The sequence below is a fragment of the Peristeroidobacter agariperforans genome, from assembly GCF_004138335.1.
Classification (GTDB): domain Bacteria; phylum Pseudomonadota; class Gammaproteobacteria; order Steroidobacterales; family Steroidobacteraceae; genus Steroidobacter; species Steroidobacter agariperforans.
This window is the reverse complement of sequence record NZ_RYFW01000004.1, coordinates 51,554-65,582: the sequence shown is the minus strand read 5'-3', so window position 1 is coordinate 65,582 and position 14,029 is coordinate 51,554. Positions and strand designations below refer to the sequence as shown.

Annotated in this window: 15 protein-coding genes and 1 pseudogene; 8 read left to right on the top strand and 8 right to left on the bottom strand. The window is 61.5% G+C overall.

What is annotated here, in order from left to right; genetic code table 11:
* Positions 1-107 precede the first annotated feature (107 nt).
* Both EK373_RS26060 and EK373_RS26055 read left to right on the top strand, forming a co-directional pair.
* Positions 108-779 (top strand): dihydrofolate reductase family protein, encoded by a 672-nt coding sequence (locus EK373_RS26060; protein WP_129647431.1) that lies wholly within the window; start codon positions 108-110, stop codon positions 777-779.
* 35 nt (positions 780-814) lie between these two features.
* Positions 815-1,291: a VOC family protein gene (locus EK373_RS26055; RefSeq protein WP_129647430.1), complete on the top strand. Its 477-nt coding sequence runs from the start codon at positions 815-817 to the stop codon at positions 1,289-1,291.
* A gap of 62 nt (positions 1,292-1,353) precedes the next feature.
* Here the strand turns inward: EK373_RS26055 and EK373_RS26050 are convergent, their stop codons facing one another.
* Positions 1,354-1,905 (bottom strand): 3'-5' exoribonuclease domain-containing protein, encoded by a 552-nt coding sequence (locus EK373_RS26050; protein ID WP_129647429.1) that lies wholly within the window; start codon positions 1,903-1,905, stop codon positions 1,354-1,356.
* Positions 1,906-2,069: 164 nt separating this feature from the next.
* Here EK373_RS26050 and EK373_RS26045 point away from each other — a divergent pair, with 164 nt between their 5' ends.
* The 3 genes and pseudogenes from EK373_RS26045 (at position 2,070) to EK373_RS34445 (ending at position 3,551) form a co-directional block, all read left to right on the top strand.
* Positions 2,070-2,696: a type IV toxin-antitoxin system AbiEi family antitoxin domain-containing protein gene (locus EK373_RS26045; protein ID WP_322095833.1), complete on the top strand. Its 627-nt coding sequence runs from the start codon at positions 2,070-2,072 to the stop codon at positions 2,694-2,696.
* Entirely contained in the window at positions 2,693-2,950 is a 258-nt protein-coding gene (locus EK373_RS33210) for a hypothetical protein (protein ID WP_157994543.1), read from the top strand. The genes EK373_RS26045 and EK373_RS33210 overlap by 4 nt, the downstream gene beginning before the upstream one ends.
* Positions 2,914-3,551, top strand: a pseudogene (locus EK373_RS34445) (nucleotidyl transferase AbiEii/AbiGii toxin family protein). Before EK373_RS33210 ends, EK373_RS34445 begins: the two are co-directional and overlap by 37 nt.
* A gap of 60 nt (positions 3,552-3,611) precedes the next feature.
* Here EK373_RS34445 and EK373_RS26030 read toward each other — a convergent pair.
* The 6 genes from EK373_RS26030 to EK373_RS26005 form a co-directional block, all read right to left on the bottom strand.
* Positions 3,612-4,388 carry an SDR family NAD(P)-dependent oxidoreductase gene (locus EK373_RS26030; protein WP_129647425.1) on the bottom strand — a complete coding sequence of 259 codons (777 nt, stop codon included), beginning with the start codon at positions 4,386-4,388 and terminating at the stop codon, positions 3,612-3,614.
* On the bottom strand, positions 4,385-5,272 hold the full coding sequence (lepB, locus tag EK373_RS26025) for a signal peptidase I (protein WP_129647424.1): 888 nt from the start codon (positions 5,270-5,272) through the stop codon (positions 4,385-4,387). Before lepB ends, EK373_RS26030 begins: the two co-directional genes overlap by 4 nt.
* Positions 5,273-5,313: 41 nt before the next feature.
* Positions 5,314-5,808 carry a DUF934 domain-containing protein gene (locus tag EK373_RS26020; protein ID WP_157994541.1) on the bottom strand — a complete coding sequence of 165 codons (495 nt, stop codon included), beginning with the start codon at positions 5,806-5,808 and terminating at the stop codon, positions 5,314-5,316.
* Positions 5,783-7,441 (bottom strand): nitrite/sulfite reductase, encoded by a 1,659-nt coding sequence (locus EK373_RS26015; RefSeq protein ID WP_129647422.1) that lies wholly within the window; start codon positions 7,439-7,441, stop codon positions 5,783-5,785. Before EK373_RS26015 ends, EK373_RS26020 begins: the two co-directional genes overlap by 26 nt.
* Before the next feature lie 84 nt (positions 7,442-7,525).
* On the bottom strand, positions 7,526-8,386 hold the full coding sequence (locus EK373_RS26010) for an acyl-CoA thioesterase (protein WP_129647421.1): 861 nt from the start codon (positions 8,384-8,386) through the stop codon (positions 7,526-7,528).
* Positions 8,387-8,388: 2 nt separating this feature from the next.
* Complete coding sequence (locus tag EK373_RS26005; protein ID WP_407676221.1) at positions 8,389-9,453, bottom strand: NAD(P)/FAD-dependent oxidoreductase; 1,065 nt, start codon at positions 9,451-9,453, stop codon at positions 8,389-8,391.
* A gap of 233 nt (positions 9,454-9,686) precedes the next feature.
* Between EK373_RS26005 and EK373_RS26000 the strand changes: the two genes are divergently transcribed.
* From EK373_RS26000 to EK373_RS25990, 3 genes are all read left to right on the top strand, one after another.
* The gene (locus EK373_RS26000) at positions 9,687-10,181 is read left to right on the top strand and encodes a (2Fe-2S)-binding protein (RefSeq protein WP_129647929.1); all 495 of its coding nucleotides are present in this window, start codon (positions 9,687-9,689) and stop codon (positions 10,179-10,181) included.
* Positions 10,182-10,194: 13 nt separating this feature from the next.
* On the top strand, positions 10,195-12,453 hold the full coding sequence (locus tag EK373_RS25995) for a xanthine dehydrogenase family protein molybdopterin-binding subunit (protein WP_198683660.1): 2,259 nt from the start codon (positions 10,195-10,197) through the stop codon (positions 12,451-12,453).
* 61 nt (positions 12,454-12,514) lie between these two features.
* Positions 12,515-13,057: a hypothetical protein gene (locus tag EK373_RS25990; protein ID WP_129647419.1), complete on the top strand. Its 543-nt coding sequence runs from the start codon at positions 12,515-12,517 to the stop codon at positions 13,055-13,057.
* Positions 13,058-13,106: 49 nt separating this feature from the next.
* Here EK373_RS25990 and EK373_RS25985 read toward each other — a convergent pair whose 3' ends face one another.
* On the bottom strand, positions 13,107-14,021 hold the full coding sequence (locus tag EK373_RS25985; protein ID WP_129647418.1) for an MBL fold metallo-hydrolase: 915 nt from the start codon (positions 14,019-14,021) through the stop codon (positions 13,107-13,109).
* Between the last annotated feature and the right edge of the window lie 8 nt (positions 14,022-14,029).

Below are 14,029 nucleotides of genomic sequence, written 5' to 3'. Positions count from 1 at the left end.
GGCCAGGCGCGGCGCGAATCCTCACGGACTTCTCACCAATACGTCACTGGTGTTGTCGGATCTGACGCCGTTGGCTCGTCCTAGGGGCAACCCCAAGGAGAAGCATCATGCGGAAGCTTATCGTCGGCGCCATGGTTTCCCTGGATGGCGTCATGCAGGCGCCCGGTGGACCGACCGAGGATCCAACCCGGGGCTTCAAGTTCGGCGGGTGGGTGATGCCCTTGTTCGATCAGGAATTTGGCGACGAGCTGGACCGTCTGTTCGGCGACCCGTTCGACCTCCTGCTCGGTCGCAAGACCTACGAGATCTTCGCCGCCTATTGGCCCTACTACGACGAAAACGCACCCGACGGCGGAATTGCCAAGGTGTTCAACCGCGCCAAGAAGTACGCAGTTTCGCGCTCGGGCGAGGTCGATACCGGTTGGCAGAACTCGGTGCTTCTCCGAGATATCGCCGACGTGAAGCGCCTGCGCGCGGAAGACGGCCCGAACCTGGTCACCCAAGGCAGCACCGAGCTGGTGCACGCGCTATTGGCGAACGACCTCGTCGACGCGATGAGCATCTTTACGGCGCCCGTGGTCCTGGGTGGCGGCAAAAAGTTATTTGCCGACGGCTCTGCGCCGCATTCCTACAAGCTGACCCGATCGCACGTCTCCAGCTCCGGCGTGATGATCGCCCACTACGAGCGCGGGGGCGACATCAAGACCGGCGGCGCCGAGCTCGACTCACCGAGCGACCGTGAACGCAAACGCCAGGAACGGATGAAGCGCGAAGGCTAGCCAGTCACTCAACCAGCAACCAACGGAGACAGACCATGACCAAGAACGTAATTTGTCTTTGGTATGACGGCGCCGCGGAGGAAGCCGCCAACTTTTACGCGAAGACTTTTCCAAACAGCACCGTGACCGCGGTTCACTTCGCCCCTGGCGATTTCCCGAGTGGTAAGCAAGGCCAGGCGCTCACGGTCGAGTTTACGGTGGCAGGCGTGCCCTGCGTCGGGCTCAACGGCGGCCCGATGTTCAAGCACAGCGAAGCCTTCTCGTTTCAGATCATCACCGAGGACCAGGCCGAAACCGATCGCTACTGGAATGCCATCGTCGGTAACGGCGGCGCCGAAAGCGCCTGTGGCTGGTGCAAGGACAAGTGGGGCTTGTCGTGGCAAATCACCCCACGCGTACTGCTGGAAGCGACCACCGATCCCGATCGTGCCGCCGCGAAGCGCGCGTTCGAGGCGATGATGAAGATGAAGAAAATCGACATCGCGACCATCGAAGCCGCTCGACGCGGATGACTCGCGCTCAGCTCTCATGTCACGGATGCGCGCGCCCACTCGAAGCAGTGGTCGCGCGCAGACTAAGAGCGATTCTCCTTGAGCATGTTGCAGAAGAGCGCCCCCTGCTCGATCGCATCGTCCAGAGCTACATGACTGTGCGGCAGCGGGTCGAACCATCGCTTCGGCATGTTCCGCTTCGTGCTTTGTCGATAGTCGCTCTTGAGCATGGCCATCGCGAATGACTTGATGTCGAGCGCCGAGTGACTGAAGGGACTCTCCCCGACGAACCGAATCAAGTACCAATAGACGAACAGGAAATCGAATCCCGCGGGATAGGCAACGAACACCGGCTTCCCCTCGAGCGAGCGGATCCAATTCACATAGCGCGTCATCGCCTGCTCGGGCGGCTCGAGATCCTTCCGGCACGCCGCCCACGCCTCCGGCTGCGTCGCCCACCACTCCGCTGTCTTCGGATGCGCCTGCGCGCCCGGCAATGTTTCTAAGTTTGCGGAGAAGGTGGAGACGAGCACCTTCTCGCTGGTGTATGCCGCCGATCCGATGCTGAGCATCGAGTGGGGACCGGGAATCGGACCGTCGGTTTCGACGTCGGTGCTGATGTAGATCTCGGGCATGTGGAGGCATCCAGGATTGATCGATTTGCCAGCCCCAATCCTGCCAGGACTATTGGAAGAGCCGTGACTGCAGGTGGAGTCCGGCTCCAGACCATCTCCGGTCATACCGCCAAATCAATACCTTAGGTTGAGGGCTGGGTAATAATCAGGCCACTTGTAAATAAATGGTGCTATTATTACCCAGCATGAGAACCCGAGACCTCGAGGCTGCGCTTCAGGCTTTCCGCGACCAGGGCGGCACTATGCGCACTCGCGATTTGATCGCGCGCGGTGTACACACCGACGCCCTCTATGCTCTGCGCGAGGGCGGCCAAATTGTCGAACTAGATCGCGGACTCTACCGTCTGGCTGAAATGAATGAAGCCGAGCAACCGGATCTGGCCGTGGTCGCCGCGCGCGCACCTAACGCGGCTGTCTGTCTGATCAGCGCCCTCTCGTATCACGAGATCACAACCCAGATTCCGTCTTCCGTCCACGTGGCTGTGCCGCGAGGACGCTATCACGGCATCAAGCTATCGACTCCCGTGACCGTCTATCGCTTCGACCCGAAAACATTCGAGGAAGGCCTTGAAACACATCGTGTCGGCGGCATGCCGCTGAAGATCTACAGCCCGGCACGCACCGTCGTGGATTGCTTCAAGTTCAGAAACAAAATCGGGCTGGACGTCGCACTCGAAGCGCTGCGACTGGCGCGACAGCGAAAGCACGTTCAAAACCGGGACCTGCTGCACTATGCACGAATGCTTCGCGTCGAGAAGCTTATGTCACCGTACCTGCAGGCAATCGAATGACCGACAAGAAAAATATCGTGGCATCCGTGCTTGCGCGTCTGCGCAACACCGCGAAATCAAACGATGCGCCGTTTCAGCAGACCCTTCAGCAGTACGCCATGGAGCGATTCCTCTATCGCGTATCCAAATCGCAGCATGCGCAAACCGTCATCCTCAAAGGTGCACTCTTGCTGAGGACGATCGGCATCCCTCGCGCGCGCCCTACTATGGCATCGACATGCTTCGCAGGGGGAAGGCCGATCAGGCAAGCTTGATGGCAATCGTGAAGGACTGTGCGGCCATCCCGGTGGAGCCGGACGGCCTGACATTCCTGGCGGACAGCGTCATAGCTGAGGAAATTACCAAGGATTCCGAGTACACGGGCACGCGAGTTCTGATGGAAGCGCGTATGGATAATGTGCGTCTTCGCATTCAGGTCGATTTCGGCGTGGGCGACATCATGGTGCCGGGACCCCGAGAAATAGAATATCCAGCGCTCCTGGACGGCGGCACATTCCAGCTACTTGCCTATCCAATCGAGACCGCGATCGCCGAAAGATCGAGGCAATGGCAGCTCTTGGCAACGCCAACAGCCGAATGAAGGACTTCTACGATGTATGGACTTGCTCGCGGCACCTCAATCTCGACAAGGATGTACTTCTCAAGGCCATCGTCGCTACGTTCGAGAATCGAGGAACGCCTTTACCCGCGGACGACTTCGAGGCACTTTCGCCAAGCTTCGTTGACGGCCATCGGCTTCAGTGGAATGCGTTCGCGAGAAAGATTGGCGAGAAACACTTCAGAGATAGGTTCGGCGAGATCGTGGCGGATCTGCGTCTCTTCGTAATCCCGTTGCTCTCGAGACTTGCGGCTTGATCAAAGTGACCGGTAAGCGGTCGCGGACGCGGGCCACTGACGGAACTGCCGCGCAGCCGCTCACCGAGGTGGAGCGCCGAGGCGGTTGCCGCCGTCGACGAGGATGAGTTCGCCGGTGACGGTGGGGCCGCCGGTGAGGAGCCAGACGGCGACGTCGGCGATGTCTTCGGGGGTGCTGGCTTTTTGCAGCGGTGAATTGCTCGCCCAGCGGGCGCGGGCCATTTCGTATTTTTCGCCGATCGCTTCCTGCAGCCAGCGCGTTTCGACGAAGCCGGGGCACACGGCATTGACACGAATGTGCGGGCCGAGCGCGCGCGCCAAGCCCATCGTCATGGTGTTCAAAGCGCCCTTGGAAGCGGCGTAGGCGATGGAAGTGCCGGTGCTATCGATCCCCGCGCGGGAAGAAATATTCACGACGGAGCCGCGGCCTTGCTTCCGCATCGTGGGCTCGACGGCGCGGATCATCTGGAAAGCGCCGACGACGTTCACCGAATAGATCTTCTGGAAATCCTCCGCCGACAACGCCTCCAGGTTGGCGTGATTGAACACGACCTTGGTGGTGCCGGCGTTGTTGATGAGGCCATCGATGCGGCCCCACTTCTCCAACGTAGCATCGGCCATGCGACGGCAATCGGCGTCTTCAGCAACGCTCGCGCGCACCAGCAACGTCTCGCCGCCGTGCTTCTCACATTCACGCGCGGTTTGCTGAGCCTCAGCCTCGCTCTTCGTGTAGTTGATAACAGTGCGCCAGCCGCGCTTCGCTAGTTCCACGGCGCAGGCTGCGCCGATGCCCGTGGCAGAACCGGTAACGATACAAACATTGCCCGCGGCCATCATTCCCCCTCCGACTCTCCGTAGGAATCCGCCGCGCGGATCGCGAAGGCGACGCGTCCGACCAAATTCCCACTCGGTACGGGGCCAATGTATCGACTGTCACGCGAATTGTCTCGGCTGTCGCCCAACATGAAGTAATGACCTTCCGGAACGACCAAGTCGCAACGACTCGCGGGTCGACTCGGCAGACGCGCCACCGTGTAAGTGACGCTATCGAGCGTTTCGTTCGCAAGCACAAAAGCGCCGCGGGGATTCGCTGACCCACTCGGGACTGCTGCGCCATTGATGATGAGGCGCTCTGGCAAACACTGAATGCGATCGCCCGGCAGCCCAACGACGCGTTTCAGATAGACGGTTTCTGGATCATTGGGCAGCCTGAACAGAAGCAACTCGCCACGCGACACGGGGACCCTGGGCTCTGTATCCAGGAGCCGTACGCCAAGCGACTGGTAGTCGCCATAACCCCATTTCTTCACGATGATGAACGAGCCGCCGGTCAGCGTCGGGTACATCGAATCGGACGGCAGATTGAACGGCTCGAACAGAAACGATCGGAACAGAAGCGCGAACAAGCCGTACATCGCATACGTCGAGATCAGGCCGTACCATCGCGAATACCAGTGACGCTCGGTCGTGAGCGCAGCCGCGCCGGCGATGCGAAAGGCGTGGATCGCGGCCACGACGTTCACGCCGACGCCAGCGAGCGCCACTGCCGCCTTTGCGGACCCGCCCAGCAAGACCACGCCGACGATCGTCGCTGACTGAAGAATCAGCGAGGCCAGCAGATAGACGAGCGCGAGCCGCGGGCGCTGTACATACAGCATGCCCAACGGCGGAAACAGCAGGCTGAGTAAGGTCGCGAGCCAGCGCTTGGGCCGCCACTCCATGGTCTACCCCTAACGCTGGCGAGACGAATTTATTGTTTGTACTAAACCGCGACCGCGCGACGCTGAACGTGAACGCCAGCGGCGTCGAACGCGCCCTGGTATGCGACAGAGAAGTCATCGAACGCCGTGAGCGCGACGCTCATATCGGCGCCTTCGGGCAGCTCGAACGTATCGAAGCCACAGCGCGCCATATAGAACAACTGATCGCGCTGGATCTTACCCACGGCACGCAGCTCGCCCGTGAACTTGTAGCGCGAGCGAAGCAGCGCCGCCTGGCTGTAACCGCGACCTTCGGCCAGGCCGCCGAATTCGATAGCGACCAGGCCGATGCGAGTGAAATCGTTCTTCAGCTCCGCAATCGGATCGGTGGGTCCGATGCGCACGCCGAGGCGGCCGTCCCACAGCCACCACTGCTCGCGCTCCGCCTTCCAGCGGGCGAAAGGCAGAATCAGCGCGCGTTCGCGGCCGACCGGATCTTCGTCGGCGTAACGCCACTCATCGACGATGACTTCACGCTGCTTGATGAGCTGGCGCATAAACCTTGGCCTTGAAGGGAGCGACGCCGATGCGACGGAAGGTGTCGAGGAAACGTTCCTCTTCCTGCCGGTGCTCGACGAAAACATTGATGATGCGTTCGATGGTCTCGGCAACGTCGTCGTGCGCGACGGACGGGCCGATCACCTTGCCCAGCGATGCGTCGTGACCGCCGGTCGAGCCGCCCAGAGTGATCTGATACCACTCCTCGCCGTCCTTATCGACGCCGAGCACGCCGATGTGGCCGACCGAGTGGTGGCCGCAGCCATTCATGCAGCCCGACATCTTCAGCTGAATCTCGCCCAGATCGTAGAGGTAATCGAGGCTGTCGAAACGTTCGTTGATCTGCTCGGCCAGCGGAATCGAGCGTGCATTGGCCAGCGCGCAGAAGTCGCCGCCGGGGCAGCAGATCATGTCGGTGAGCGTGCCGATGTTCGGCGTCGCCAGGTCGATCAGCTTCAGCTGCTGCCACAACGCGAACAGATCGCTCTGCTTCACGTGCGCGAACAGTACGTTCTGATCGTGCGTCGAGCGGATCTCGCCCAATGAATATTGCTCGGCCAGATCGGCAACCCGATCCAGCTCGTCGGCAGTGATGTCGCCCGGCGGACGCTTCGGCGACTTGAGCGACAGAAACACAGCACGATAACCCGCGACCTTGTGCTTGCGGGTGTTGTACTGGAACCAGTTACGAAATTCCTGCGGCTTGCCGGAAACCACATCCTGGTCCTGCAGCGACTCGTAAGTCTTCGGCGCGAAGAACGCCTTGATGCGCTCGAACTCAGCAGCGTCGAACACCGGAGCAGTGTCTTTGGCAGCCGCGAATTCCTCTTCGACCAACTCGCGCATCTTCTCAGGGCCGATCGCCTTCACCAGGATCTTGATACGCGCCTTGTGAATGTTGTCGCGACGACCTTCGAGGTTGTAGACGCGCAGGATGGCTTCGAGATACGCGAGCAGATCCTTCTTCGGCAGGAACTCGCGAATGACGTGACCGATCATCGGCGCGCGACCGAGGCCGCCGCCGACCAGCACTTCGAAACCGACTTCGCCCTGCTCGTTCTTCACCAGGTGCAGACCCACGTCATGCACGCGGGAAGCGGCACGATCCGCCGGCGAACCGGTGACCGCGATCTTGAACTTGCGCGGCAGATACGAGAACTCGGGATGCAGCGTCGCCCACTGGCGGACGTATTCGCACCACGGACGCGGATCTTCCAACTCATCGACGGCAACGCCGGCGAGATGGTCTGCCGTCACGTTGCGAATGCAGTTACCGCTGGTCTGAATGCCGTGCAGCTGAACCGTTGCGAGCAACGCCAGAATATCCGGCACCAGCTCGAGCTTCGGCCAGTTGAATTGCATGTTCTGACGAGTGGAGAAGTGGCCATAGCCCTTGTCGTACTCGCGCGCGACGCGGGCGAGCATGCGAACCTGCGCGGGCCGCAACAGGCCATACGGAATCGAAATGCGCAGCATCGGCGCATGCTTCTGTATGTAGAGGCCATTGCGCAGTCGCAGAGAACGGAAATCGTCCTCGGACAGCTGGCCCGCGAGAAAGCGCCGCGTCTGGTCCCGGTACTGGGCGACGCGCTGATCCACGAGCGATTGGTCGATCTGGTCGTACTGATACATGGTCGGGGACTCTAAGCCCGCGCCATGAAGGGAGAAATTCGACTTGGATATGACCAGATGCCGGTTAGAAAGGGGTCACGGGAATCAAGAACTTAGGCGTCGGACCAAGCCCTCCTGAGCAGTCGATGCGACCAGCCGGCCATCCCGGGTGAACAGGCTGCCTCGCGCGAACCCGCGAGCCCCGGACGCCGTCGGGCTATCCAGCACGTAGAGCAGCCACTCGTCCGGGCGCGCCGGACGGTGAAACCACATCGCATGGTCGATGCTGGCCATCTGCAATTGCTCCCGTTCGCTCGACATCCGGGCATCCATGCTGGCCGCGCCGAGCAGGAAGTAATCCGAGGTGTAGGCCAGCAGACAGCGATGCAGTATGGGATCGTCGGGCACACGCTCCACCAGGCGGATCCACACTTTGACCCGCGGCTCGCGCGGCACTTCCCCGAGCGGATCGGGCAGCTCCGCAGGCCGGAATTCGAACGGATGCTCGTGAATCCTGAAAGGCGACGGCCGATCCGGTGCTTTGCGCTTTGCCTCCGCCACGGCGGTGGCCAAGTCGGGCACTGACTCAGGCGCCGGCACCTCGGGCATGTCGGCCTGACGATCGATGGCCGCCTCGGGAATCTGAAACGAGGCCGACATGTGAAAGATCTGCTCGCCGTGCTGAATGGCGACGACGCGACGCGAGGAGAAACCGCGACCATCCCGGCTGCGGTCCACTTCGTACACGATGGGATGATCGGGATCGCCCGCCCGCAAAAAATACGCGTGCAGTGAGTGCGCCTCACGGCCTTCGATGGTCGCGTACGCCGCAGCGAGCGCCTGACCCAGCACCTGCCCGCCGAACACGCGTCCGCCGGCGAGCTTGCGACTCTGCCCCCGAAACAAATCGATTTCCAATCGCTCCAGCTTCAGCACCTGGAGCAGATCCGCCAACAACGCATTCACGACTACTGCTCTCCCGCGACCCCCAACCGCTTTTGCATGATGGGGCTGGTGGTCGTGTATTGCAGTGGAATTTTCTTGGCGGGATTCAAGTGCGCGGCGACCGCAAACGCCGCGAGTGCTGCCTCGTGGAAACCCGACAGGATCAGCTTCTTCTTACCGGGATAGGTATTGATATCGCCGACCGCGAAGATGCCGGGAATATTGGTCTGGAATTTCTCGGTGTCGACCAGGATGGCGCGCTTGTCGAGCCCCAGACCCCACTCCGCGATCGGCCCCAGCTTCGGGTGCAGCCCGAAGAACACCAAAGCACGTTCGGCGTGCAGTTCCTCGACCGCACCATCGCTCTTCTTCACACGCACGCCTTTGAACTCGCCGCCGTCCGTGATGAGCGACTGCGCGATCGCTTCCACGTAGCGCATGCTTCCCGAGTTGACGAGGTCGTGCATCTTCGCGACTGAAGCCGGCGCCGCGCGAAAATCCGGACGACGATGGATGAGCGTGAGACTGCGCGCTTTGCCCGCGAATTCCAGCGTCCAGTCGAGCGCGGAGTCGCCGCCGCCGAAGATCAGCAGATGCTTGCCGGTGAACTCGGCCGAGTTCTTCACTTTGTAATGAATGCTCGTGCCTTCGAACGCGTCGACGCCTTCGCAACCGAGTCGACGCGGTTGGAACGAGCCGAGGCCGCCTGCGATAATCACGGTCTTCGCATGAAAGCGCGTATCGAGCGAGGTGCGTAACAGGAATGTATGGTCCGGCAGCACCTGCAGCTCGGTGACTTCCTGCCCCAGATGAAACTGCGCGTTGAACGGCTTGGCCTGCTGTAACAAGCGGTCGACCAATTCCTGCGCGCCGCACACGGGCAGCGCCGGGATGTCGTAGATCGGCTTCTCGGGGTACAGCTCGCTGCACTGGCCGCCGGGATGCTTGAGCGAATCGATGATGTGGGCGCGAATGCCCAGCAATCCCAGCTCGAAGATCTGGAACAGGCCGCACGGCCCCGCCCCGACGATGACCGCATCGGCCTGAATGGCGCCGTCGACGCCGGCGGCTGTGGCGCTATCACTCACATTGGTGCTCAAAACTGCTCTCCCGAGAGTGCCCGGCGGGGATTCTACACAAGCGCTCCGTTGCGTCAGTTCCACAGTGCGCATTGACCTTGTCAGGCGCGAGTCAGCGCATTGTCAGGCAGCCGGCGAAAAGTATTGATAAATCGCCGGCGGCGCGCGGCCGCCTGCATTGTTCACGACCGGAGGCCGTGAAAGAATCGACCGTCATCCAGCTCGCAGCCAGGAAGATCCCTATGCGCTTGAACATCAACGGCAAAGATGTCGAAGTGACCGACGTCGACGAGACCACGCCACTGCTGTGGGTCCTCCGCGATCACCTCGGCTTGGTGGGCACCAAGTACGGCTGCGGTGTCGCTCAGTGCGGTGCCTGCACCGTGCACATCAACGGCGCGCCGATGCGCTCTTGTTCCGTCCCGGCGAGCGCAGTCGCCGGCCAGAAGGTCACGACGATCGAAGGCCTGGCCAGCAAGGACGGCAAATTGAATGCGGTGCAGGCCGCATGGATCGAGCACGACGTGGCTCAGTGCGGCTACTGCCAGGCGGGCCAGATCATGACCGCGACCGCATTGCTGAAGAGCAATCCCAAGCCCACCGATGCCGACATCGACGCTGCGATGGCCGGCAATCTGTGCCGCTGCGGCACATACATCCGCATCCGCAAAGCCATTCACGCCGCCGCCGCCAATATTGCGAAAGGCGCGAACGGCGAAATGATTAGCCAGAACTAATCGGAGGTTCACCATGAGCGCTATCGAATCTTCGATTCTGTCCGCCGATGCCTATGTGCAGGACATGCTTCGCGCCGCCGAAGCGCAGTCCGCGATCGGCACGGTCAGCCGTCGCACGTTCCTGAAAGTCACCGGACTCGTCGGCGGCGGTCTGGTGCTGGCGTTCTACGTCGGCGACAAAGGTGTGGCACTCGCCAATGCCAAGAGCACGGACTTCGCGCCCAATGCGTTCCTGCGCATTTCGCCGGAAGGTCCGATCACGCTGTATTCCAAGGCGCCGGAAATCGGTCAGGGTATCAAGACCGCCTTCCCGATGATCATCGCCGAAGAGCTCGATGCGGACTGGGCGCAAGTTAAGGTCGAGCAAGCTGCAATCAATCCTGCCGTGTATGGCCGTCAGAGCGCGGGCGGCTCGCGTTCCATTCCTACATCGTGGAATCAGCTGCGCAGCGCGGGCGCGGTGGGTCGCGCGATGTTGGTCGGCGCCGCTGCGAAACTGTGGAATGTGAGCGAAGCCGAACTCACGACCGAGAACAGCACCGTGTTCCACAAGGCCAGCAATCGCAAAGCGACTTATGCCTCGCTGGCCACTGCGGCGGCTTCGTTGCCGGTGCCCGATGAGAAAACCGTCAAACTCAAGTCTCGCAGCGAATACAAGCTGCTCGGCAAGCGCATCACGGGCGTCGACAATCGCGCCATCGTGACGGGCCAGCCGCTGTTCGGCATCGACCAAGTGTTGCCGGGCATGCAGTACGCCGTGTTCGTGAAGTGCCCCGCGGTTGGCGGCAAGGTGGTTGAAGCGAATCTCGAAGAGATCAAGAAGCTGCCCGGCGTGACGCAGGCGTTCGTGTTGAATGGCACCGGCAAGCCCACCGAAGTCATGCCGGGCGTGGCGATCCTCGCCAAGTCCACGTGGGCTGCGTTCAGTGCGCGCCAGAAGTTACAAGTGAAGTGGGACGAATCGGCGGCTTCCAAGGACAGCTGGACTGGGTACGTCGAACAGGCGAAAAAGCTCGCGGCTCAGTCGGGTCCGGATTCGATTCGTAACACCGGCGATGTCGACAAGGTGTTCGCCGAGTCGAAGCCGGTGGAAGCGTTCTACACCTATCCGTTCATCGCTCACGCCCCGCTCGAGCCGATGAACACGACCGCTGTTTTCAAAGACGGCGCGATCGAGATCTGGTCGCCGACACAGACACCCGAAGCCGGCTTGAAGCTGGTGTCCGATGTGCTCGGCATTGCGCAGGACAAAGTCACATTGCATCAGACGCGCGTCGGTGGCGGGTTCGGCCGTCGCTTGATGAACGACTACATGTGCGAAGCCGCTGCGATCGCCAAGCAAGCCGGCGTGCCGGTGAAGTTGCAATGGACGCGCGAAGACGACATGCACCATGACTTCTATCGCGTCGGCGGCTTCCATTCGTTCAAAGGCGGCTTGGACAAGGCCGGCAAGCTGATCGCGTGGCAGGATCATTTCATCACCTTCACGCAGGACGGACAGCGCCCGACCAGCGGCGGCGACCTGTCGCCGGATGAGTTCCCAGCTCAGGTGCTGCCGAATGCTCGTCTCACTCAGACGAAGCTGCCGCTGAAGATTCCCACCGGCCCATGGCGCGCACCGCGTTCGTGCTCGATCGCCTTCGCAACGCAATCATTCCTGCACGAGTGCTCCGTCGCCGCGAAGCGCGACCATCTGGAATTCCTGCTGGAGATCATGGGCGAGCCGCGCTGGCTGCAACAAGGCAACGAGTTCGCGCTGAACACGGGTCGCGCTGCCGCCGTTATCAAGCTGGCTGCCGAGAAGGCAGGCTGGGGCAAGCCGCTGCCCAAAGGTCGCGGCCTCGGCCTGGCCTTCCACTTCAGCCACGCCGGCCACTTCGCCGAAGTCGCCGACGTGAGCGTCGACGCCAATCGCAAACTCACCATCCATCGCATCGTCGTCGCCGGCGACGTGGGGCCCATCGTCAACATGAGCGGCGCCGAGAATCAGACTGAAGGCGCCGTCGTCGACGGCTTCAGCGCGGCGCTCGGCCAGCAGATCGATTTCGAGAACGGCCGCATCAAACAAAACAACTTCGACACCTACTCCATCCTGCGCATGCCGAACGCACCGAAGGTGGAGTCGTATTTCATCGAGAGCGATTTCACCCCGACCGGCATCGGCGAGCCCGCCCTGCCCCCGGTCGCGCCGGCGATTGCGAATGCCATCTTCGCGGCAACTGGACATCGCGTACGCTCGATGCCGTTTACGAAGGAAGGCTACTCGGTCTGAGGATGTTTCATGGAGGCGCCGTGCAGGCGCCTCCAGCCACGCGGGTCACAAGGAGTAGACCATGGTCGACGCGTTGCTCCGCTGGATGGCGATATTCAGCATTACGGCTTTTGCCCTCCCCGCCTGGGCTTGCTTCCCCTCGCCCGGCGCCAGGCCGACGCACGAGATCAGTGTCGTCGACCTGCCTCGAAAAGCGATCGGAGTTGGTGTCGTGCTCGAGTCGAAAGGCTATGCGGTGCGCGTACTCGCAACTGACCTGCTGCCATTGCTCTCCCAGGAGTCGATAGTAGCCCCGCGCGATCTGACCAAAGCGGTGCGCGCCAAGATGGCGCTCGGCGAAGACTTCGATACACGGGATCTGATAAACGCCCTGACTTCCGACCCGGAAAAGCAGCGCTGGGTTGCGATGCGAACCAATGACAGATTGCGCTACGCCTACGCAAAACTCCTGCAAGAAGGCAAAGCGTCCGTCACCGATCCCGCCTCCAACATAGAACTGACGCAGGTCAAACTAGATCGCTTCACGGATATATGTAGCAGTGGCCGCACATTCACGACGCTGGACCGCGAGGTGGTGCTGCACGTCATGGATGCGATCTCGTAGCCGGTGGGCAAAGGCCCGTGGTAGCCGCAGCGATTCGCATCCACGAGAGTTAGGGGGCGCGCGCTTCTGCCTTGGGCAGTGCGATTGTCGCGCCGAGACCGGCTTCATCGAAGCGCTTGCCAAAGATCTCCATCAGCACGGCAAATCCCGGCTCACTCGTGCAGTGCGCGGGCGCGACGCGCTCCAGCTTCAGCGCATCCCGAAGCAGCAACCCTACGCGACGGATCTCTGGCTCGGGGGTGCGCACGAGATGGAAGCCGCCGGTCACCGTGTAGAGCTGCGGATCGATGCCGATCGCTTGCTCGAGAATCTTCTCGACCCCGGGATGAGAACAGCCGATGACGAGCGCGAGACCTCGCGGTGTGTCGATTGCGAGTGACAGCTCGTTCATCTCGACGGTGCCGGTCTTCTGCGACTGAGTGATGAGCAAGTGAAATCCCGGAAGGATTTCCGTCGTCTTGGTAACGATGCGGAAGTTCGCCTGTTCCCAAGGTGAGCCCGTGGTCCAACGCTGCGGCTTCTTGCCCTCGAAGTACTGCAGTCGCACTGGCAACCCGGGCTGCCGCTGCAGGAAGTCCTCCGGCAGCGCGCTTTTGAAGAACGCGCCCTCCTGCGGTACATAGATCGGCACGCTGGAATTCACCGTCAGCAGATAAGCGAGGCCACTCGTGTGATCGCCATGGCGGTGAGAGATGACGACTGCATCGAGTCGGGTCAAGTCGACGCCGAGAGCTTTGACGTTGCGTTCGAATGTGCCGGCGTCGTTGCCCGTATCGAAAAGAATCCTTCTGCCGTCGTACTCCACCAGAGCTGCGAAGCCCCAGTCTTTGACGAGCGTAGTCGAGGGCGCGCCAAACGCATCGTAAAGGTTGGTGATGCGGCTGGGCGTCGCTGCACCGGCCGATGCAGCGGCGGCGAGTAACAGCGCCGCAAGAGTGACCGGCACGCAAGCGCAGCCTTTCATGTCTTTCT

Excerpts from the sequence above, each read along its gene's own strand:
- lepB (WP_129647424.1), bottom strand. The coding sequence starts at position 5,272 with ATGGAGTGGCGGCCCAAGCGCTGGCTCGCGACCTTACTCAGCCTGCTG.
- EK373_RS25985 (WP_129647418.1), bottom strand. The coding sequence starts at position 14,021 with ATGAAAGGCTGCGCTTGCGTGCCGGTCACTCTTGCGGCGCTGTTACTC.
- EK373_RS26060 (WP_129647431.1), top strand. The coding sequence starts at position 108 with ATGCGGAAGCTTATCGTCGGCGCCATGGTTTCCCTGGATGGCGTCATG.
- EK373_RS26015 (WP_129647422.1), bottom strand. The coding sequence starts at position 7,441 with ATGTATCAGTACGACCAGATCGACCAATCGCTCGTGGATCAGCGCGTC.
- EK373_RS26045 (WP_322095833.1), top strand. The coding sequence starts at position 2,070 with ATGGTGCTATTATTACCCAGCATGAGAACCCGAGACCTCGAGGCTGCG.
- EK373_RS26000 (WP_129647929.1), top strand. The coding sequence starts at position 9,687 with ATGCGCTTGAACATCAACGGCAAAGATGTCGAAGTGACCGACGTCGAC.
- EK373_RS25995 (WP_198683660.1), top strand. The coding sequence starts at position 10,195 with ATGAGCGCTATCGAATCTTCGATTCTGTCCGCCGATGCCTATGTGCAG.
- EK373_RS33210 (WP_157994543.1), top strand. The coding sequence starts at position 2,693 with ATGACCGACAAGAAAAATATCGTGGCATCCGTGCTTGCGCGTCTGCGC.
- EK373_RS26020 (WP_157994541.1), bottom strand. The coding sequence starts at position 5,808 with ATGCGCCAGCTCATCAAGCAGCGTGAAGTCATCGTCGATGAGTGGCGT.
- EK373_RS25990 (WP_129647419.1), top strand. The coding sequence starts at position 12,515 with ATGGTCGACGCGTTGCTCCGCTGGATGGCGATATTCAGCATTACGGCT.
- EK373_RS26055 (WP_129647430.1), top strand. The coding sequence starts at position 815 with ATGACCAAGAACGTAATTTGTCTTTGGTATGACGGCGCCGCGGAGGAA.
- EK373_RS26030 (WP_129647425.1), bottom strand. The coding sequence starts at position 4,388 with ATGATGGCCGCGGGCAATGTTTGTATCGTTACCGGTTCTGCCACGGGC.
- EK373_RS26050 (WP_129647429.1), bottom strand. The coding sequence starts at position 1,905 with ATGCCCGAGATCTACATCAGCACCGACGTCGAAACCGACGGTCCGATT.